Annotated in this window: 16 protein-coding genes; 5 read left to right on the top strand and 11 right to left on the bottom strand. The window is 30.4% G+C overall.

All coding sequences use genetic code 11. The annotated features are described in order from the left end of the window. Window positions 1-92: 92 nt before the first annotated feature. Window positions 93-500 carry a glyoxalase gene (locus BXY80_RS07560; RefSeq protein WP_120200657.1) on the top strand — a complete coding sequence of 136 codons (408 nt, stop codon included), beginning with the start codon at window positions 93-95 and terminating at the stop codon, window positions 498-500. Here the strand turns inward: BXY80_RS07560 and BXY80_RS07555 are convergent. Further along, entirely contained in the window at window positions 493-1,176 is a 684-nt protein-coding gene (locus BXY80_RS07555; RefSeq protein WP_120200656.1) for a DUF2461 domain-containing protein, read from the bottom strand. The genes BXY80_RS07560 and BXY80_RS07555 overlap by 8 nt on opposite strands. A gap of 236 nt (window positions 1,177-1,412) precedes the next feature. Between BXY80_RS07555 and BXY80_RS07550 the strand changes: the two genes are divergently transcribed. From BXY80_RS07550 to BXY80_RS07540, 3 genes are all read left to right on the top strand, one after another. Then, complete coding sequence (locus tag BXY80_RS07550; RefSeq protein WP_120200655.1) at window positions 1,413-1,637, top strand: hypothetical protein; 225 nt, start codon at window positions 1,413-1,415, stop codon at window positions 1,635-1,637. A 144-nt stretch (window positions 1,638-1,781) separates the two neighbouring features. Further along, window positions 1,782-2,204, top strand: a complete 423-nt coding sequence (locus BXY80_RS07545; RefSeq protein WP_120200654.1) for a hypothetical protein — start codon at window positions 1,782-1,784, stop codon at window positions 2,202-2,204. A 106-nt stretch (window positions 2,205-2,310) separates the two neighbouring features. Next, window positions 2,311-4,035, top strand: coding sequence for a sodium:solute symporter family protein (locus tag BXY80_RS07540; RefSeq protein ID WP_120200653.1), 1,725 nt, complete (start codon window positions 2,311-2,313; stop codon window positions 4,033-4,035). A 2-nt stretch (window positions 4,036-4,037) separates the two neighbouring features. Here the strand turns inward: BXY80_RS07540 and BXY80_RS07535 are convergent, their stop codons facing one another. The 5 genes from BXY80_RS07535 to BXY80_RS07515 form a co-directional block, all read right to left on the bottom strand. After that, a complete protein-coding gene (locus BXY80_RS07535) occupies window positions 4,038-4,400 on the bottom strand; it encodes a methylglyoxal synthase (RefSeq protein WP_120200652.1) in 363 nt (120 codons plus the stop codon). Window positions 4,401-4,403: 3 nt separating this feature from the next. After that, on the bottom strand, window positions 4,404-5,264 hold the full coding sequence (locus BXY80_RS07530) for a BadF/BadG/BcrA/BcrD ATPase family protein (RefSeq protein ID WP_120200651.1): 861 nt from the start codon (window positions 5,262-5,264) through the stop codon (window positions 4,404-4,406). A 64-nt stretch (window positions 5,265-5,328) separates the two neighbouring features. Then, window positions 5,329-6,330: a type I glyceraldehyde-3-phosphate dehydrogenase gene (gene gap / locus BXY80_RS07525; RefSeq protein ID WP_120200650.1), complete on the bottom strand. Its 1,002-nt coding sequence runs from the start codon at window positions 6,328-6,330 to the stop codon at window positions 5,329-5,331. A gap of 49 nt (window positions 6,331-6,379) precedes the next feature. Then, the gene (pfkA, locus tag BXY80_RS07520; protein WP_120200649.1) at window positions 6,380-7,366 is read right to left on the bottom strand and encodes a 6-phosphofructokinase; all 987 of its coding nucleotides are present in this window, start codon (window positions 7,364-7,366) and stop codon (window positions 6,380-6,382) included. Between the two features lie 137 nt (window positions 7,367-7,503). Beyond that, entirely contained in the window at window positions 7,504-11,910 is a 4,407-nt protein-coding gene (locus BXY80_RS07515) for a translocation/assembly module TamB domain-containing protein (RefSeq protein ID WP_120200648.1), read from the bottom strand. Window positions 11,911-12,015: 105 nt separating this feature from the next. Between BXY80_RS07515 and tsaD the strand changes: the two genes are divergently transcribed. Continuing rightward, on the top strand, window positions 12,016-13,038 hold the full coding sequence (tsaD, locus tag BXY80_RS07510; RefSeq protein WP_120200647.1) for a tRNA (adenosine(37)-N6)-threonylcarbamoyltransferase complex transferase subunit TsaD: 1,023 nt from the start codon (window positions 12,016-12,018) through the stop codon (window positions 13,036-13,038). Between the two features lie 53 nt (window positions 13,039-13,091). Here tsaD and BXY80_RS07505 read toward each other — a convergent pair whose 3' ends face one another. The 5 genes from BXY80_RS07505 to BXY80_RS07485 all read right to left on the bottom strand — a co-directional run bounded on the left by BXY80_RS07505 (window position 13,092) and on the right by BXY80_RS07485 (window position 20,620). Then, on the bottom strand, window positions 13,092-13,874 hold the full coding sequence (locus BXY80_RS07505; protein ID WP_120200646.1) for a tRNA pseudouridine synthase A: 783 nt from the start codon (window positions 13,872-13,874) through the stop codon (window positions 13,092-13,094). 57 nt (window positions 13,875-13,931) lie between these two features. After that, complete coding sequence (locus BXY80_RS07500; protein WP_120200645.1) at window positions 13,932-14,747, bottom strand: prohibitin family protein; 816 nt, start codon at window positions 14,745-14,747, stop codon at window positions 13,932-13,934. A 10-nt stretch (window positions 14,748-14,757) separates the two neighbouring features. Beyond that, window positions 14,758-16,791 (bottom strand): VWA domain-containing protein, encoded by a 2,034-nt coding sequence (locus tag BXY80_RS13920; protein ID WP_162843285.1) that lies wholly within the window; start codon window positions 16,789-16,791, stop codon window positions 14,758-14,760. 4 nt (window positions 16,792-16,795) lie between these two features. Next, window positions 16,796-17,542, bottom strand: coding sequence for a 3-oxoacyl-[acyl-carrier-protein] reductase (gene fabG / locus BXY80_RS07490; RefSeq protein WP_120200644.1), 747 nt, complete (start codon window positions 17,540-17,542; stop codon window positions 16,796-16,798). A 108-nt stretch (window positions 17,543-17,650) separates the two neighbouring features. Next, the gene (locus BXY80_RS07485) at window positions 17,651-20,620 is read right to left on the bottom strand and encodes a M16 family metallopeptidase (RefSeq protein WP_120200643.1); all 2,970 of its coding nucleotides are present in this window, start codon (window positions 20,618-20,620) and stop codon (window positions 17,651-17,653) included. Between the last annotated feature and the right edge of the window lie 19 nt (window positions 20,621-20,639).

Below are 20,639 nucleotides of genomic sequence, written 5' to 3'. Positions count from 1 at the left end.
ATTTCTGTATTTGTTAATAACCATGTTAACATCAAATTAATAGCTGCCAATATTCAAAATTCATTATTTCTATTTTTATAAAAACTAAAGCCATGACAAACCGATCTACAGACTTAAAACAAATGCGTCCAATTATCTCTTCAGCATTATTATTTGATACTATGAGTGCTGATGAACGTTTTCAGAATATTACTTTAAGACCAATTATTAAATTACAAGATGAACTGTTTATTGAAGTTTTTAAAAACTATATAGTGAAGCATAAAAATGTTTTTTATGATTTGTCATTACCTAAACAACTAGATTATATAGAGAATGCAATTCATAAAGACATGAAATTTAGAAACTCTATTAAAGGAATGATTATTGGTCAATTTACCATTGAAGAATATAAACTTTACATTAAAAATTCTTCGGCATTAAATAAACGTATGATGCATATTGTAAAAGATAGACTTATCAATCACATTCAGCTTTTAAGTATAAAGGTTGCTAGTTAATTAGTGATTCTCCATTTAAGTTAGTTGTTAATACATCACTCATATAATCAAAAAATGGTCGTATAGCTTTAAATGCGGCATCTACATTATTTATAAAACCGTCTGAGGTTACTTCTTTATCTGTATACTTCTTAGTAAATATGTATTGCTTCTTTTTAATCAAGTCTATAGCAGGATGCTCTTTATCAAAATCTCTAGGCGCAGTTTTTAGCTCATCTCCAACAAAATCACCCCAAATACTTTTAAATGCGTTATCATTAATTATTTTTCTAATGTCTTGGTCGTCTCTTTCAAATTCACGTCTAATTCGTAACAAATCATCTTTATTGGGCTCCCAAAAACCAGTTGCTATAAAACTTTCGTTATTTGGCTGAATATGTAAATAATAACCACCTCTCAATTCTGGTTTTTTTCTATGAAACGAACCTCCAAAATGGGTTTTATATGGCAATTTATTCTTAGAAAATCTAACATCTCTATATATTCTAAACAACTTAAATTTATCGATTTCGTCATGAACATTTAAAGCTTCGTACAAACTATTATATGCTTTTTTGGCTCCTGCTTCTATAGATTTAAAATCCCTTTTGTGCTCATTAAACCAATCTCTATTGTTATTTTTTTCTAAAGCTTTAAAAAAAACTAAAACCTCTTTTGAAAATTTTTGTTCTGACATCTTCTTCTATTTAATATTACAAAAAATAAAAATACGAAAAAACTACTGTGAATCCTGTTAAAACTAATTTTAGACTTGAATAGGATATTTGAATAAACAAATAACTTAATACTATAAAAAGGAGTTCACTAATAGTTTATATGGTATTATCTTTGCATTAATAATACCGAGGGTTTGCATTTGGATATAATTTTTACTAATATGCAATTTAAATCCTTTTTAAAATTTAGAGATACATGGGAAGACCACCAACAAAACCAATTAAATTCAGAGATGGATTTTATATTGAAATACGAAATAGAGGTAAAAATTCAGGGATAAAACTGCATAGAGATACTAAAGCACAAATGCTAAGAACGATTAAAGAATATGAACTCACTAAAGATGTTATTATTCTTGGAGAATCAAAAAATGGCAAATGGGTAAATAAAACACCTATAGTACACGTTGTAGAGAGTTAACTTTTACATATAAATAAAAAGATTAAAACTCATTCAGTTTTTAACAATTTAGTTAAATCTGAATGAGTTTTTTATTGACTTTATATTAAATTTCATAAATTGTTAAGATTTTAATAAACATTAACTAACAAAAACTAATAATTTATGACAGATTTATCGACTAACAAACCTCCAATTTGGTTTTGGATTATAAGTGTTATTGCACTTATATGGAATGCTATGGGCGTAATGGCTTATTTAGCTCAAGCTTTTATTACTGATGAAATGATTGCTGCTTTACCAGAAGAACAACAAGCAGAATTTTTATACGAGCATCCAGCTTGGTACACAGCTCTTTTTGCAATAGCAGTATTTGCTGGAGTCTTAGGATGTTTAGCTTTATTGCTAAGAAAAAAATGGGCTTATATTTTACTTGTAATCTCTGCAATTTGTGCAACAATACAGCAAGTGTATTTAATGGTAACTATTGAAGGTGTTGATAAAATAATGCCAATAATGATAATTTTAATTGCCATATTTCTTGTTTGGTTTGCAAAAAATGCCATTTCAAAAACTTGGATTTCATAACAATACAACTAATCAATTATTTAAAAAGGTGTTAGAGTTTTTCTAATGCCTTTTTTATTTCATAATTAATATTAGATTTGTTTAACTAACATTCATTCTCAATTAAATGGTTATCTCAACACTCGATTGGATTATTATTATCTTTTTTTTAATCCTATTTGCAACTATAGGTATCTATGTATCAAAACAAGCAGGAAAAGATTCTAAAGCATTTTTTCTCTCTGGTCGAAATATGCCTTGGTGGTTATTAGGTGTTAGTATGGTTGCAACTACTTTTGCTGCCGACACACCAAATTTTGTTGCTGGAGTTATAAGAGAAGATGGTGTTTTTGGTAATTGGATTTGGTGGAGTTTTCTATTAACAGGTATGCTAACCGTATTCTTTTATGCTAAACTATGGCGAAAAAGTGGTATTACTACTGATTTAGAGTTTTATGAATTACGTTATAGTGGTAAAAGTGCAGCGTTTCTTAGAGGTTTTAGAGCGATTTATTTAGGTGTATTTTTCAATATTGTAATTATGGCTAATGTATGCTTAGCTGCTATAAAAATTGGCCACGTTATGTTTGGGTTTACCACATTTCAAACTTTATTTATTGCATCTATAGTTACAGTTATATATTCAACATTAGGAGGTTTAAAAGGTGTATTACTGACCGATTTTGTGCAATTTATTATTGCAATGGTTGGTAGTATTTGGGCAACAATACATATTGTAAATATGCCAGAAATTGGAGGTCTTAAAAACCTACTATCTACACCAGCTGTAGCAGAAAAAACAGCAATGCTTCCAGATTTTTCTAATCCCGAATTATTAATCCCATTGCTTATAATTCCTTTAGCTGTACAATGGTGGAGTGTTTGGTATCCTGGCGCAGAACCTGGTGGTGGCGGATATATTGCACAACGAATGTTAGCTGCAAAAGATGAAAAGCATGCCACTTGGGCAGTTCTGTTTTTTAATTTTGCACATTATGCATTACGTCCATGGCCATGGATTGTTATTGGATTAGCTTCAATTATTATATTTCCAAACTTAGAAAGTTTGCAAGCTGCATTTCCAAATCTTGAAAGTTCATTTGTTAAAAATGATCTCTCCTATCCTGCTATGCTTACGTTTTTACCAGCTGGTTTATTAGGTATTGTAATAACGTCTTTAATAGCTGCATTTATGAGCACAATCTCAACACATTTAAATTGGGGAAGCTCCTATGTTGTTAATGATTTTTATGCCCGTTTTATTAAACCAGAAGCTTCTGGAAAAGAACAAGTATTAATTGGTCGTATTTCTACTGTAGTCATGATGGTTTTAGCTGCTTTACTTGCAACTGTTTTAGAAGAGGCTCGTGATGCATTTAATTTAATGTTACAAATTGGCGCAGGTACTGGTTTGTTATTTATACTACGCTGGTTTTGGAGTAGAATAAATCCGTATAGCGAAATTGCAGCTATGGTTTTATCATTTGGTATCGCTTTGTTTTTCTTTATTAACGGGAAATTAGATACACCTATGGTTGAAATGGCTGGTCATTGGCAACTAGTATTTGGTGTTGTAGTAACGACTATAGGTTGGATTATTGTAACCTATTTAACAAAACCTACAGATGATGATACGCTTACTTCTTTTAACGCTTTAATTTTTGGAGATGAATCAAAATTTAAAGGTTTCGGAATGAAAATCCTCGGATTCTTTTGTGGTGTAATTGGCGTGTATTGTACCTTATTTGCTATTGGTAATTTTATTTACGGAAAAACATTACTAGCCGTAGGTTTATTAGTAGTAACTATACTTTGCGGATTTGTAATTATTAAATCACTAAAGAACAATTAAATTTATAGTGCTTTAATTAATAAGCTTGCAGTTGAAGGATTAGTTGCTAATGGCACATCATGTACATCGCATAACCGTAGCAACATCAACACATCTGGTTCATGTGGATGTTTTTCTAAAGGGTCTCTAAAGAATATAACCATATTGCATTTACCTTCTGCTACTCTAGCTGCAATTTGTGCATCGCCACCTAATGGTCCAGACAATAGCTTAAGAACTTTAAATCCTGCTAATTCAACTTTTTGCCCAGTTGTTCCGGTAGATACTAAATTGATGTCTTTTTGATGAAGTATATCTTTGTGCTCATTTAAAAACTGAACCATTTCTGGTTTCTTTCCGTTATGAGCAATAATTGCAATTTCCATGATTTATAGATTTTTAGTATGGTAAGTTACTAAACCTTCAATTGGGCGTCTTACAAAATTACCTACTTTAAATCCTAGCTCGTTAGCAACTTCATTAATTTCATTTTGAGAAAAGAACGCAATTGAACCTGCAAAATGCACAGGAGCTGTTTTTATCTCATCAGAAAATTGTAAAATCATATGCTCAGCAAATAACCTAAAGCCATCTTTAATCAAGTCTTTTACATAACTCGAGTCTTTATTTAAAAACATAAACTCAGCAAAGGATGCCAAATATGCATTTGGATTTGGTTGTTTGTATAAATTGTATTTTATGTATTCTGCATCAAGATTAAACTTGTCTGAAAATGAGACCTTTATGGATTCTGGCATTTTATCATAATAATAGTCTCTAATTAATTGCTTACCATAATAATTACCAGAAGCTTCATCCATAATTGTATAACCTAAAGATGTAACACGTTGATGCAACTTACTACCATCATAATAACTACAATTAGAACCAGTACCCATTATGCATACTACTGCTGCTTCATTTTCATGATTAATTGAAGCTCTTACTGCTGCCATAGTATCTTCTTGTACATCAATTTCTGCATTAATAAAAATTGATTTTAATACATCATGTAATAAGTTTTTTGGATTTTCTGTGCCACAACCTGCACCGTAAAAAAATACATGGCTTACACTTAACCTGTGTGCTTTAAGCGCTTCATTTTTTTTAATGATTTTACTTAGCTTCTTTGCTTTTAAAATGGCAGGATTTAAACCTTTAGTTCTTATTTTTTCAAGAAGTTGTTGTCCGTTTTTATCAACTGCGATCCAATCGCATTTTGTAGAACCACTATCAACTATTAAAATCATAAATAAAAGATAAAAAACCACAGTATTTTAAACTATATAAAATACTGCGGAAACTATATTGTTATTAAAGTGAATTAATTTTTTGAGCTAAATCTACTAATTTGTTAGAGTAAGCAAATTCATTATCATACCAAGCAACCAATTTGAAAAACTTAGAGTTTAATTCTATTCCTGCTTCAGCATCAAAAATACATGTACGTGTATCACTTACAAAATCTTGAGACACTACTGCATCTTCAGTATATCCTAATATTCCGTTTAATTCTTCTTTAGAAGCTTTTAAAAATGCTGCTTTAATAGCTTCATATGACGTTTCTTTTTTTGTTCTTACAGTTAAATCTACAACAGATACATCTGCTGTTGGAACTCTAAATGCCATTCCTGTTAATTTTCCGTCTAATTTTGGAATTACTTTACCAACTGCTTTAGCTGCTCCAGTTGTAGTTGGAATAATATTATTAATTGCAGAACGCCCTAAACGATAATTCTTACGTGATGGTCCATCTACAGTTAATTGTGTAGCAGTACTAGCATGTATTGTTGTCATTAAAGCTTCTTCAATACCAAAGTTATCATCAACAATTTTTGCTAAAGGCGCTAAACAATTTGTAGTACATGAAGCATTAGACACAATAGCATGACTATCATTTAGATCACCATCATTTACACCCATAACAAACATTGGAGCATCTTTACTTGGTGCAGAAATCACTACTTTTTTAGCTCCAGCCTGAATATGATAATCTGCAGTGTCTAATGTTGTAAATATTCCTGTACAATCGGCAATAACTTCTGCGCCTACTTCATCCCATTTTAGGTTTTTTGGGTCTCTTTCTGCAGTTACTCGAATTGTTTTTCCGTCAACTACTAATTGGCCATTAACAACTTCTACGGTACCATCAAAATTTCCATGAACCGAATCATATTTTAATAGGTATGCCAAATGCTCTACATCTAACAAATCATTTATCGCTACTACATCTACATCTGTTCTTTTTACTGTTGCTCTAAAAACGATTCTTCCAATTCTTCCAAATCCGTTTATTCCTAATTTTAAATTTGACATTTCTTTATTCTTATTATTATTTAATTCTATTATTTGTTTTTATGTACTATTAAGTTGTCATTATATCTGACACTCTTAAGAGTTCCATATTTATTTCTGATTTCCCTTTTACAGCTTTATCTAAAGGTGTTAATGCAATCTTATCATGTAACAAGCCTACCATAAAATTTGTTTTATTTTCTAATAAACTTTCAACAGCCTTTACTCCCATTCTACTCGCTAAAACACGATCAAAGCACGAAGGCGAACCACCTCTTTGCATATGACCAAGAACAGAAACTCTTACTTCGTATTCTGTCATATGTTCTTCAACATAGTCTTTTAATTCGAAAACATTTTTTCCTATTTTATCACCTTCTGCCACAACTACTATACTTGATGACTTTCCAGATGCTTTACTTCTACGCAACGATTCTAAAAGACGATCAAGACCTAAATCTTCTTCAGGAATTAAAATTTCTTCAGCTCCAGCTCCTACACCAACGTTTAGTGCAATATGTCCAACGTCTCGTCCCATAACTTCAATAAAAAATAATCGGTTATGCGAACTAGCGGTATCTCTTATTTTATCTATAGCTTCAACAACTGTATTTAAAGCTGTATCGTAACCTAAGGTGTGCGATGTACCGAAAATATCATTATCTATTGTTCCTGGTATTCCCATTATTGGAAAATCGTATTCTTGATTAAATACCATTGCTCCAGTAAATGTTCCATCTCCTCCAATAGTTACTAAAGCATCTATATTAGCTTCAGTTAGTTTTTGATATGCTGTTTTACGTCCTTCTTTAGTCATAAATGTTTTTGACCGAGCCGATTTTAAAACTGTACCGCCTTTATTTATAATGCCTTTTACACTTCTTGCATTCATAGGCTTAAAATCGCCTTCAATCATACCTTCATAACCTCTATAAATACCTACGCATTCTATATTATGAAAAGCACATGTTCTAACAACAGATCTAATGGCTGCATTCATTCCTGGAGCGTCACCTCCAGAGGTCATAACTCCTATTTTTTTTATACTTTTTGACATGTATTTATTGTTTGATAAAGTAAAGCTAGTAAACAAAAACTAGAAAGCATATACTATTTGTGATAATTTAACAACAGTAGTAAAACTCTGATGTTTTCGTTAATAAAAAAGCAGAGATTTGATAAATTTCAAACCAATTATTTGTTCTTTTTTTTTGGTTTTGATTTCACATTTATGAAATCTGGGAAGTTCTCATCTTTAGTTTGTTCTTCTTCTTTTTCTGGTTTTTTTTCTTTCTTCTTATTTTTTCCTGAAAAGATGATTTGAAAAAGTTCTTTAAAATTATCAAACTCCACATTATAAGATAAACCTAAGCCTTGTGTATAACCAATTTCTTCACCAAAATTTCTAATGTTATTTTCTCTATTAAAAAATTTAGCAGTCAATGTTCCTTCTTCATTTAATAAAACATCTATTTGTACATCACCAGCAATAACAGTTTCACTTGCGCCTCCAATAGGCACACCAACTTTACCATTAATTAAAACTCTATCACTTATTCTTGTGCTTAAGGTAAGTCCTAATCTATCATCGGTTTGATAATCTGTGGTTACTTCTCCTACACTATAATCAACGCCAAGCTGAATTTTACCATCGTCATTTGTTATTAAACTATTGATAAGCGCGTTTACTTTGTCTGAAACTGTACCATAAGCTTGCTGACCAAATCCTATTGCATTTTGAAAAGAACCAGTTGCAAGTAAGAACGTACCTTGTGTAAAGCGACTTTCTTTAGTTTCTAATCGATAATCTAACTCAGATTTAATACTAGAACTAACGCTTGGAAAGTTAAACGTAAACTCAGATTCTGGCTGTTCTAATTGACCAAAAAGATTAATTTCAACTTCAACAGGAATACTCCTATTTATTGGATTATCTAGTAAAACTGAGGGATTTGCTTCTGTTTTATAAATAGCTTTTAAATCTATTTGTGCTTTTAGCGGATCTCCTTCCCATTCAATTTTACCACCTTCTTCTACTTCAAGTTTTTTCTGAATTAAGCCTCCGTAAGCAAAATTATAAACGCCTTGAGTAATTGAAAAATCGCCCCACATTCTAAACTTATCATTTGTATTTATTTGAAATGATAAATTCCCATTTCCTTTTCCTTGTATAGTGCTGCCTGATTGTCTGTCTATTACAATTTCTATATCTGCATAGGGATTAACAAATAAATTAAATTCTAATTCTAAACCTTTAAGATTTGTGTCTCTAACAATTTCTCCTCTCAGTCGTGCTTCTTTTTCTTCTGGACTTAAAAAGTGTATGTATGAGTTGTCACCATAGGTTTCATAATCATTCAATGGAATTTTAAAGATTGTTCCTTCTTCTGTACTACCATTAAATACAATTTTTAATTCGTCTGTTGGTCCTTTTATTTCTGCTTCACCTTCAACAAAACCAGTTCCGTAATATAGTGCATCTTCTGAGTCGTCTGTATCTAAAACAAGAAGTCTATCTGTATCTAATACCAAACCTAAGATCCAATCTGAAAAATTTTGATGAGATATAAACCCATTTAAATTAGCTTTAGAAAAATATTTTGAATCGGTAATCTCAACATTTTGAAATACAAATTCTTGTTTTTGTAATTTTACTTTTGAATCAAAATCAAAACTATAATCTACATTTAAATAAGGTATGGTTATGCCTGCATTGTCTAAAACTAAATTGCCATCTATTTGCGGTTTACTAAGTTTACCAGAAACATTTGCATAACCTGTAACCAAACCTCTTATATTAGTGATAACACCTTCTCCAAATGGATTTAATGGATCTAATAAAAATTCATCGAAAGTAACATCTACATCTATACTAGAATTTTTACCATTAACATCTATATCTCCTTTTGCAACTAGGGATTTTAGGTTGTCGTTTTCTAATTGTATATCTAGATTATAACTTGTTAGCGATTTATTTCCTGCAATATTTGCTTTTAAATCGCCTAACTCAAAATCATTAGCCTTTAGATCATTAACTACAATATTAGATTTTGGTAAATACACACCTTCTTGTTGTAAGACTTTCAGTTTTCCGTTTATATTACCTGCTAAACTTAAACTATCTATTCTGGGTGTGATTTTTGTTAAATCGACATTGGTGAAATTTAATTCTAAATCTTTAGTGTTTGAATCTACAATATTACCAGCCAAATCTATAGCTTCATCATAATGATTCATAATTATCTTATTGATATTGAATGTTTTAAAATCTCTATCGAAAGTTATCTTATTTAGGTTGTCCTTTTTATCATTAATTACCCAATCGTTTCCTTTAAATTTTACATCAGATTTTCTAAAGCCAACTACTGATTTATTATTTTCATCTATAGTATAATACATGCTTAAATCGAAATCATCAGTATTGCCTTTACCTCCTTTAAATTCAGACTTTATAAATAAAGTATCTCTTAGTGTTACGTTGATTAAATTAAATTTTGAAACATCGTAGTATTTTGTTCCTATTGAATCTACTTCTATATATGTATTAAAAAGTGGGTTACTATTATCAATTTTAATTGAAATAGCATTAGCAAAATTATCTAACAATTTTATTTGAGGTGATTTAAAATCTACTTTAAATTTTTTCTCATCACTTTCGATTCTTCCTTTTATTGTTGTATTTGCTGCTAGTTGTAAATCATGATAAAAAGCTTCTACTATTTTATTATAAATTTTAAAGTTAAAATCTACATATTGATTATCGCCAATTTCATTAGGGATATAGTTTGTGTAAATACTACCTACTGAGTTTTCTACAAGTTTAACGATATCCTTAAACTTAAAATTACCACTCATTCTTCCTTTAATGATATCTGGAGAGTTAATATCTATAATACGTTTATCGTTTTCGAATTTTGATTTTACTGCAAAATCTTCAAAATAATAGCTGTCATTCTGGTTAATATAAGTTGTGTTTTTAAATTTAATTTCACCAAAGGCATCATCAACACTGGAGCCTTTCATAGACATAGCAACATTACCCTTAAATACTGATGTGCTATCTTTAGTAACAAAGTTTAGAACTTTTAAATTTGCGTATTTTACATCTGCAGTAAAATCAAATGCTTTTACATCTTTAGATAAATCTGCAAGGCCGTTAAACTTTAGTTTAAGGTTTTCATCATTAGATTCTAAAACTCCATTAAAAATATTATTACCAAGTTTTCCAGAAATATCTACGTCTTTATAATTGTATCCATTGTAGTCTAATCCAAACACTTGGCCTTTTACATTTGTGCTAAGATTATCTACTGTAAAGCCTTTACCATCTACATCTAAATTAAAAGAGGTCATTTTAACTTTAGGGTCGTTTAGCAACAAACCTAAATCAAACTCATCGAAAACCACATTGCCAATATAATTTGCATTATCAATATCATCAACATGAGTCATTTTCATATTTGATGTTATTAAGCCTAATTCTGTATTAATAGTTATGTCTGCATCTATTGTAGAAGATGTTACAAATGAATTTCCTCGAATGGTAAAATTGCCTAGTTTTGAGAATACTGTAGGGATTGATTCTCCTAGAATATTTGGCAACAAGGCTCTTAAATCATAATAGTTTGAACTAAGGTTTTTAAATTTTCCGTCCATAGAGAAATTATCATCTTCACTATTAAACAGGTTTTTAAAAATAATGTCGCCAACAATTTTTGTTCTAGAACTTGTTTTTAAATCTAGATTTTTGGCATTTAAATTATTTAATGTTCCTGAAAGATCGACACTAAAATTTGCTTTTTGATTAGTTCCAAACTCATTGTAAAATGTATTGAGCTCATCTAATAATACACTCGAATCTTTAAAGCTTGCAACAACTTGTACTTTGTCTTCAAAATTTGCAAAATCTTCACGACTATAATTAAATCTAAGGTTTCCTTTTAAATTTGAGTTTTCAGTTTTAATATCCAAATTATTAAAACTCATATGGTCTAAAGTATAGTCAAAATCTGTAACCATATTTTTTATTGCCAAGCCTCTACTGTCTATAAAAGCTAGTGTGTTTATTCTTGCACTAACGTCAGGACCATTTATTAAAAAATTAGTAGCGTTAATGTTTAGATCTTTAAATTCTAAAATTTTATGAATTTCTTTATTTTCGTCTATAAGTCTAAATGTACCATCATAAATAGACACATCACTAGACGACAACAAAAAACTACTACGCTCTGTTCTTGGGTTATCTTCATCAAATCGCGCAACAAAAACATCTAGGTTGGTATCTTCTTCTCCTTGATACGTTTTAATATTTAGTGTTAAATCTATAATATCAATATCACCAAAAGCTAAATTACCGTTGTATAATGTTTTGGCATTTATTATTGAAGTATTAAGCTCTGCAATATTAATTAAAGTATCATTTTTATAATCTGCTATATAAATCTCTTTAAGCTCAACATCACCATTAAATTGTAAACCAACCTTACCAATGTTAATATTTGTACCGAAATCATCATTAATTTGTTTCGTGAAATATTTTCCAACTTTAGTTTGGACAGCAGGAATAGAAAAGATAAGCACCAAAATGATGAATAATAGCAAAAGAATTGCTAGAATTTTGGATACTATTTTTAAGAATTTTTTGATACGTTTTAAAGTTATAACTTTGAACCCAAAATTAACAATTATTGTGCCTAATTTTTACTAATGAGTTCACAAAATATATATATTCTTGCTATTGAGTCTTCATGCGATGATACTGCGGCTGCTGTAATGCTTAACGGAAAAATATTAAGCAACATTGTAGCTAATCAAAACATCCACTCAGAATATGGTGGTGTTGTTCCAGAATTAGCTTCTAGAGCACATCAACAAAACATAGTTCCAGTTGTGCATCAAGCGCTTAAGAAAGCAAATGTAGATAAGTCACAATTAAACGCCATTGCATTTACTCGTGGTCCTGGTTTAATGGGCTCTCTATTAGTTGGTACTTCTTTTGCAAAATCTTTAGCATATGGGTTGCAAATTCCTTTAATCGATGTTAATCATATGCAAGCGCATATTTTGGCACATTTTATTGAAGAACCTGAATTTACAAAACCTCCTTTTCCTTTTTTAGCGATGACCATTTCTGGAGGTCATACGCAAATAGTTAAAGTAAGTAGTTATTTTAATATGGAAGTTATAGGCGAAACTATTGATGATGCTGTTGGTGAAGCTTTTGATAAAAGCGGAAAAATTCTTGGTCTTGGTTATCCTGCAGGACCAGAAATTGATAGACGCGCAAAGCTTGGCAACCCAAAAGCATATCAATTTACAAAGCCAAGAGTTGATGGTTTAAATTTTAGTTTTTCAGGTTTAAAAACAGCAATTCTATATTTTATTCAACGTGAAGTAAAAGCAAATCCTAATTTTATTGAAGATAATTTGAATGATATTTGTGCATCAATTCAATATACAATTATTGGTATTTTACTTGATAAACTAAAGCTTGCCACAAAACAAACTGGCATCAACCATATTGCCATTGGTGGTGGAGTTTCTGCAAACTCAGGAATACGACAAGCCCTAAAAGATGGTGAACAAAAATTTGGTTGGACTACCTATGTGCCAAAGTTTGAATACACAACAGATAACGCTGCAATGATTGCTATTGTTGGACACCTTAAGTATTTAGAAGGTAATTATGCAGGGCAAAATGTAATGGCTTCTGCTCGCTTAAAAATATAAAATCAGTGAACAGTTTCAGTTGCAGTATTCAATAATGAGTAAATGAAATTATTCTACTCAAACTCTGTTTTATTCAAAATTAGACCTGAAGCTGGAGCAATGTAATCCATAACTTCAGTACTTTCTGGTAGTAATGACATTTTAATATATTCTAGTGTAATTTCTCCTCTACCCAACTTAATTAAAACACCCATCATTAACCGTATTTGATTACGACCAAAACCTTTGCCTTTTACTTTTAACATATAAGAATCTTCTGGAAAAAAATTTGCTGTAAATAAATTGTTCTCTGTTAATTCACAGCTCAATACGTCACGATTATAAAGCCCATTATCTGTAGCTCTAAAACAATAAGGCTTAAAATTATGCTCGCCTTCAAAAAGCTTCGCGCCTTGCTGCATGAGTTCAATATTTAAAGATTCTCTAATTGTTGTTAAAATTGGCGCACAAAATGGGTGACATTTTTGACCATGAGAAAAGAGATACACATATTCTTTAACCTTCGAACTCTGTATAATATTAAAATTCTCATCAACTTCTTCAATCGACAACGCCCTAATATCTTGTGGCAAATTATGATTAAAGAGTGCTAAAAATTCTGTTTCGTTTTCAATTTTTTCATATAAAAACAACTCAAAAGCAGACTCATTTGCAGAAACCATTGCATCTGTTCTACCGGCACCAAGCGTTTTAAAACGTTTGTCTTCTAAAATATATTTAAACGTTCTGTCAATCATTAAATGTAGCGTTTTAACATTTGGCTGTTTTTGCCAACCATGAAAACGATAGCCCAAATATTGAACTTTAACTAAATAATAAAAACGTTTGTTAAACATAAGAACAAGGCATAAAAAAGCCCTGAATATACATCAAGGCTTTTGTTTTAATATTACTTATTGATTACCAAGTATAATTGGCATTCCGCTATCTCCAGATCCAATTACAATCACTTTGCTATTTGGAGATTCTGATAATTTTATTGTAGCTTCTATACCTTTATCTTGCAAAATTTTATCTGTTAAAGATGCACTTAAAATACGGTTTGCATCTGCTTTACCTTTAGCTTCAATAATTACTTTTTCTGCTTCTTTTGCAGCCGTAACAAGTCTAAATTCATATTCTAATGACTCTTGTTCTTGCTTTAATTTACGCTCAATAGCTTCTTTAATTGTTGGAGGTAAAGTTACATCTCTTACTAACACCTCATTTAATTGAACGTATTGTTTATCAAGTATTTTCTTGGTTTCTTCATAAATTTCAACTTGAATGGCATCACGTTTGGTTGAATATAAATCGTCTGGCGTATAACGTCCAATAACACTTCTTGCTGCACTTCGAATTGCAGGCTGAATTACACGTTGTAAATATCCTTCGCCTAAATTTTGATGCAGTTTTCCTAATTCATTATATACAGGTTGATACCATGCAGAAGCATCTATTTGAATTTCTAATCCGTTAGATGATAATACTTTCATTTTTTCGAATAACTCTTGTTGACGTACTTCGTAAACAATTACCTTGTTCCAAGGTGCAATAACGTGAAATCCTTCTCCTAAAGGTGGTTGGTCTGTAACAACTCCATTATTAAAAGTTTTATATAAAACTCCAGCTTCTCCAGAGCCTATAGTTACTGCAGATTTTGCTAATAAAATAATTAAGACTACAATTACAAATACTATAGGTAATGCAATTTTTGGTAATTTTTCCATGCTTTTTTGTTTAAATTAATCCGTTATATTTTCTAATAAACCACTCTAATGCTAGACAAAGTGATATTAATGCGAGTAGATATTTCCAATCAATCAAAGGTACAATATTTTTACTGCTTTTTTGAATAGTTACAAATCTAGAATCTGTTATTAAATCATTTGTTAGAGCGTCAACATTATCAATAAAATATGACCTTGTATTACTGTTAGTAGCTAACTGTTGCAACTTTGTTACATTAGCATTTAAAAATTGTTGCTCTACATTATATTCTAAAATTTTAAGCTTACCAGATTTAGAAATGTTTTCAGATGCATTATTTACTGCAAAACTATATTCTCCAGCATCTAAGCCACTTAAATCAACTTGGTATGCATTATTTTTTAATACAAATGGAAATGTTTTTGTAATATCTGTTGCCTTGTTTTTTAATATGATATTTAGATTTGCATTGACATCAAACTCATAATTTTTATTAAAAAACTGAGCATCAATTTTTACGTTATCATTTCCGTTATAAAAAGATTCATAATCAACATTTAAACGGCTTCTCTTTTTGTTTGTACTTAAATACTGAATAAGTTTGCCGAAAAAATTGTCGAATGCGTTAAATGTTTTTTTATTTAAGAAGCTTTGTGCTCTCCAACGCCAAATACCTTCACCTACTAATAGTGCTTCTTTCTTTCCGTTAGTTTCAAAAGTAGCTAATAATGGTTCTTCAAGCTGAGTGCCATTTATGTTTTTGAATAAAATTGTTTGTATAGAATTATTATAAGTTACTTCACCAAACTCTGATTGTAATGGTGGAAAATCTCCAAAATTTAAATCATCTACTATAAATGTTGCATAATTTTGATTTAAATTTGGTTGATAGTTTTCTGTTTGATTTGTAATTTCCTGATTATAATTACTTTGTAATTGATTTAAAAGTGCCCAGTTTGTTTTTGGCCCAGTAATGACCATTTTGTTTAAGCCCAATTTATTAATTTCTGAAAATAAAGCTCTAAAGTTGTTTGTTGGTTGATATACAATAACCAATTGAAACTCATTTGATTTATTTAAAAAATCAAGCGGCTTTAAAATTGTAGCTTTTCGTTGCTCATTGCTTTCTATTGCCTTTTTTATAGCGCCTAAGTCTGGATGCAAAATATCTGAGACTATTGCCACATTGGTTTTTTGATCAATAACTTCTACAGCAAAATTTTTAACATTATTTACTGTATTTTTTTCATTAGTTAACGGAATCAATTCTACCTTATAACTCCTTACACCTACTCTATTTGCAGGTAACGTGAAGTTAATTATTTCTGATGTTTTAGAACTACTAAAACTTAAGTTTTGAGAGTATACTGTTGTTGTTCCTGATGAAACTTTTAGTTGTGTATTAATATTAGAATTGCCATTATAGGTTGTTATAACTTCTACTGGAAATCTATTTTTTAAATACGCATAACGATTTACATTTAATTGCTGAATTTTAATATCAGTATACTTAACTGTATCTCCAAGTATAATAGGAAAAATAGGTTGTTTATAGCTTTTAGTCATAAACTCATAATCATTCCCATAGGTTTGATTACCATCTGTAATTAGAAGCGTTGGCGATATGGTGTTGCTGTAAACATCAGATAAGCGTTCAAACACTAATGCCATATTTGATTGCTTTTCATTAAACGCTAAAGTATCATTAGTACTTAAATCTTTTCCGAAAGAATAAAACTCTACATTAAAGTTTTTATGTAATGAATCGTTATTCTTAAGTGCTTCAATAAGTTGTTTTGCTTTTTCATCTTGATTAAGATAAGCTATAGATTCAGAATTATCGATAGCTACAACCAAATTTGGTTTTTCGTTATAATAAGTAACCTTATCAAATTTCGGATTAATTAATAATAACAATACCGAAAATATAGTAAGAAATCTTAAAAAGGTAAGCCCTATATATATTGGTGACCTCTTTTTTGATTTATATATATACTGAAAAAGCGCTAATGAAAGCGCTATAATTCCAGCTAATACTATATATAATAAGGTTTCTGTTTGCATTAATTTATGTTAGCATTCCGCCATCTACATTAAGTGTTTGCCCAGTAACATAAGCACTCATGTCACTTGCTAAAAACACACATGCATTAGCGATATCTTCTGGTGATCCACCACGTTTTAAAGGAATTGCATTACGCCATCCTTTTACTGTGTCTTCGTCTAGCTTTGCTGTCATCTCTGTTTCAATAAAACCAGGTGCAATGACATTACTTCTAATATTACGAGATCCTAACTCTAAAGCTACAGATTTAGAAAAACCAATAATACCTGCTTTAGATGCGGCATAATTTGTTTGACCTGCATTACCTTTTACACCAACAACAGAACTCATATTAATTATAGAGCCTTTTCGTTGCTTAAGCATTGTGCGCTGTACTGCTTTAGTCATATTAAAAACAGACTTCAAATTAACTTCGATTACTTTATCAAAGTCATCTTCTCCCATTCTCATCAATAAATTATCTTTTGTAATTCCTGCATTATTTACAAGCACGTCTATGCTTCCAAATTCTTCTAAAACGTCTTCTGCCAATTTTTGAGCATCATCAAAGTTTGCTGCATTACTTTGGTAACCTTTGACTTTAACACCTAAAGCATTTAATTCTTTTTCTAATTGATTTGCTGCCTCTACTGATGAGCTATATGTAAACGCTACATTTGCACCATGTTGCGCAAACACTTCTGCTATTCCTTTACCTATTCCTCGACTAGCTCCTGTTATTATTGCTGTTTTTCCTTGTAATAATTTCATGCCTGTAATTTGTGATTAGTTGTACATCAAATATAGCAATTACAAGTTGCATGAAATAAAAAAACCTCACAAAATCTTGTGAGGTTTTTAACAGTGCGATATGCAATTTTATAGTTTTATATCTTCAGGTTTTTCGTAATTAAATAGATAATCGACGTCCATTTCTTGTACTTTACCTAGCTTGTTTAATGAATTAAAGTCGATATCATTTTTATTACCTATAACCATAACGTTATAGTTTTCTCCTTTAATATTTGTATTAAAGAAATTTCTAAGGTCTTCCATAGTCATATCTTTAATCGTATTATACATCTCTTCTCTATTATCATTATCTATTCCTAATTTTTGAAGACGTTCATAATTCCAAAATATATTAGACTTAGTAATACGTTGCGCAGCTAGTTTTTTAAGCGTTGCTTCTTTAGCTGCATTAAATTGCTCTTCTGCTTCTGGCATATTAGTCATTAACTCCATCATAGCTTCAACAGCTTGAGGCATTTTATTTGCTTGTGTACCAATATATGCCATTACATAATTTGAATCGTCTTTTTTAGATGCGTTAGAATAGCTAGACCATGCAGAATATGCTAATGACTTAGATTCTCTAATCTCTTGAAAAACAATTGATGATAAACCACCACCAAAATAGGTGTTAAATAATGTTGAAGCTGCCATGTTTTCAGCTTTAAAAGGTTCTCCTTTTGCAAGAAATAACATTTCAGATTGTACCATATCAAAATCTACAAAGTACACATTACCACCAGTTTCTTTTTCATTATAAACCATAGGCTCAGAGTAATTTTTCAATTCGCTTGGCACTATATGGTTTGTGTTTAATGCAGTTAAGGCTGCATCTATATCTTTTCCGTAATAAAAAATACGCTGCTTATAGTTTTTTAAATCTTTAACCATATCAACTAATTGTTGAGGGTTAATGGATTTTAATTCATTGACTTGCATAATGTTTCTCAAACGAGAATTTTCACCATATTTACCATAGTTCATTAAACCACCATAAAGAATATTCCCTTTTTGTGTCTTTCCGTTTTGTCTACCTTTTATGATTTGGTCCACGTAACTATCATAGGCTTCTTGATTTGGAATTGCATTAGACCATACATGTTCTAATAGTTCTAAACCTTTAGGCAGATTCTCTTTTAAACCGTTTAAACCAACATAAGATTTTTCGGCACCAGAATTAACGTAGTAATCAATTCCTAGTTTGTAGAATTCTTTTTTAATTTCTTCTGCTGTATACTTATCTGTTCCTAAATACTCCATATAGCCAACAGCTATGCCTAATTTCTTGTCATTATCACTTCCCATATCAAAAATGATATTTAAATCAAATAAATCATTTAACTCATTTTCTATATAAGAAACTTCAATACCGTTATCAAGTTTAGAAGCTTTGATTTCTTTTTTATAATCTACAAATTTAGGTTGTAATGGTTCAGACTGAATTTTATTGAAGTCTTGCATGTATTGAGAGCTTTTATCTCTATTAACATGAACTGGAGTAATACCAGGGTTTGCAACTTTTACAATAGATTTGTCTTCGCCTTGACGTTTGTATGTTACAACATAGTTGTCTTTGTAAAAACGATTAGCAAAATCTACTAATTCTTGTTTTGATATCTTTTTTAAATCATCTAAAAACTTCACTTTGTTAGCCCAATCTTCATGATGTATAAATGCATTATAATACATAGAAGCTAAAGCTGTACTGTTTTCATATTGTTGTGTTTGACTTAATTTTAAATCGTTTACAACAGCATCAATCATCCAATCTTCAAACTCACCTTTTTTAAGTTTTTCAATTTGAGCCAATAACAAATCTTTAACTTCATCTAAACTTTGTCCTTCTTTTGGTGAACCACTAAATGAATGGTAGCCATAATCATTTAAAAATGTTGGAGAACAGCCAGCTCTTTGTACAATTTGTTTTTGATTTAAGTTTAAGTCTATTAAACCTGCATTACCGTTTGCTAAAATCATATCAGCAAGTGTCATAAGTTTTTGATCTTCGGTATTTACGCCTTGAGATCTAAATGCAATAGAAATACTTTCTGCAGTTGGGCCAAAAACTTCGTTTATAACTGGAGACGTAATTGGTTCTTCTTTAGGAAGTGTTGGATGAATTACTTCTTTCTTTTTTAATTTTCCAAAAGTCTCATTTACTTTATTGATGGTTTCATCAAAATCTAAATCACCAACTAATACCATTGCCATATTATTTGGCACATAATATTTATTGAAGTAATTATTAATATCAACAAGAGATGGGTTTTTTAAGTGTTCTGCAATTCCTATTGTAGATTGTTGACCATATGGATGGTTTGGAAACAATCCTCTAAGCATAGCGGCATAACGCTTTCTACCATCATTGTCTTGTCCTCTGTTAAACTCTTCGAAAACAGCTTCTAGCTCTGTATGAAACAAACGTAAGACTAATTCTCCAAAACGCTCTTTTTCTAAAGCTAACCATTTACCAAGTTCATTAGCTGGGATTTTATTTTTATATACTGTTTCTTCAAACCAAGTATGAGCGTTAGTTCCTGTTGCTCCAAGCGAGCTTGTCATTTTATCATACTCATTAGCAACGCTGTATTTTGAAGCTTCTAAAGATACTTCATCAATTTTTTTATAAAGTTCTAATTTTTTTGCTGGATTATTTTCTGCTCTATGCTGTTCATACAAAATTGAGATTTGATCTAGATGTTGTTTTTCTTTTTCCCAATCTAAAGTACCAATTTTACTTGTCCCTTTAAACACCATATGTTCTAGATAGTGTGCTAATCCTGTAGATTCTTTTGGGTCATAATTTGAACCAGCTCTTACGGCTATATACGTTTGAATTTTTGGTTCGTCGTTATTTTTACTTAAATATACTTTAAGGCCGTTATCTAAAGTGTATAATCGTAAACCTGTTGGGTCATTGCCTACAGTTTCATAACTAATGCCATTTGCATCATTATGAGATTCTACTGCATAAGCTAATTCTGTGCTTTTTTCTGTTTTACAATTGTAGAAAAAAGCAACTACAGTAAGTAATAACAGTACTTTTAAGTGTTTCATTTTTAGATTGATTATAGTT

It is taken from the genome of Ichthyenterobacterium magnum (genome assembly GCF_003610635.1).
Taxonomy (GTDB): domain Bacteria; phylum Bacteroidota; class Bacteroidia; order Flavobacteriales; family Flavobacteriaceae; genus Ichthyenterobacterium; species Ichthyenterobacterium magnum.
This window is presented reverse-complemented; position numbering and strand designations above follow the sequence as displayed.

Bases quoted from the DNA above. Each gene is read 5' to 3' on its own strand.
- BXY80_RS07485 (WP_120200643.1), bottom strand. From the start codon at position 20,620: ATGAAACACTTAAAAGTACTGTTATTACTTACTGTAGTTGCTTTTTTC.
- BXY80_RS07555 (WP_120200656.1), bottom strand. From the start codon at position 1,176: ATGTCAGAACAAAAATTTTCAAAAGAGGTTTTAGTTTTTTTTAAAGCT.
- BXY80_RS07535 (WP_120200652.1), bottom strand. From the start codon at position 4,400: ATGGAAATTGCAATTATTGCTCATAACGGAAAGAAACCAGAAATGGTT.
- BXY80_RS13920 (WP_162843285.1), bottom strand. From the start codon at position 16,791: ATGCAAACAGAAACCTTATTATATATAGTATTAGCTGGAATTATAGCG.
- tsaD (WP_120200647.1), top strand. From the start codon at position 12,016: ATGAGTTCACAAAATATATATATTCTTGCTATTGAGTCTTCATGCGAT.
- BXY80_RS07500 (WP_120200645.1), bottom strand. From the start codon at position 14,747: ATGGAAAAATTACCAAAAATTGCATTACCTATAGTATTTGTAATTGTA.
- BXY80_RS07505 (WP_120200646.1), bottom strand. From the start codon at position 13,874: ATGTTTAACAAACGTTTTTATTATTTAGTTAAAGTTCAATATTTGGGC.
- BXY80_RS07545 (WP_120200654.1), top strand. From the start codon at position 1,782: ATGACAGATTTATCGACTAACAAACCTCCAATTTGGTTTTGGATTATA.
- BXY80_RS07560 (WP_120200657.1), top strand. From the start codon at position 93: ATGACAAACCGATCTACAGACTTAAAACAAATGCGTCCAATTATCTCT.
- BXY80_RS07550 (WP_120200655.1), top strand. From the start codon at position 1,413: ATGGGAAGACCACCAACAAAACCAATTAAATTCAGAGATGGATTTTAT.
- gap (WP_120200650.1), bottom strand. From the start codon at position 6,330: ATGTCAAATTTAAAATTAGGAATAAACGGATTTGGAAGAATTGGAAGA.
- BXY80_RS07540 (WP_120200653.1), top strand. From the start codon at position 2,311: ATGGTTATCTCAACACTCGATTGGATTATTATTATCTTTTTTTTAATC.
- pfkA (WP_120200649.1), bottom strand. From the start codon at position 7,366: ATGTCAAAAAGTATAAAAAAAATAGGAGTTATGACCTCTGGAGGTGAC.
- BXY80_RS07530 (WP_120200651.1), bottom strand. From the start codon at position 5,264: ATGATTTTAATAGTTGATAGTGGTTCTACAAAATGCGATTGGATCGCA.
- fabG (WP_120200644.1), bottom strand. From the start codon at position 17,542: ATGAAATTATTACAAGGAAAAACAGCAATAATAACAGGAGCTAGTCGA.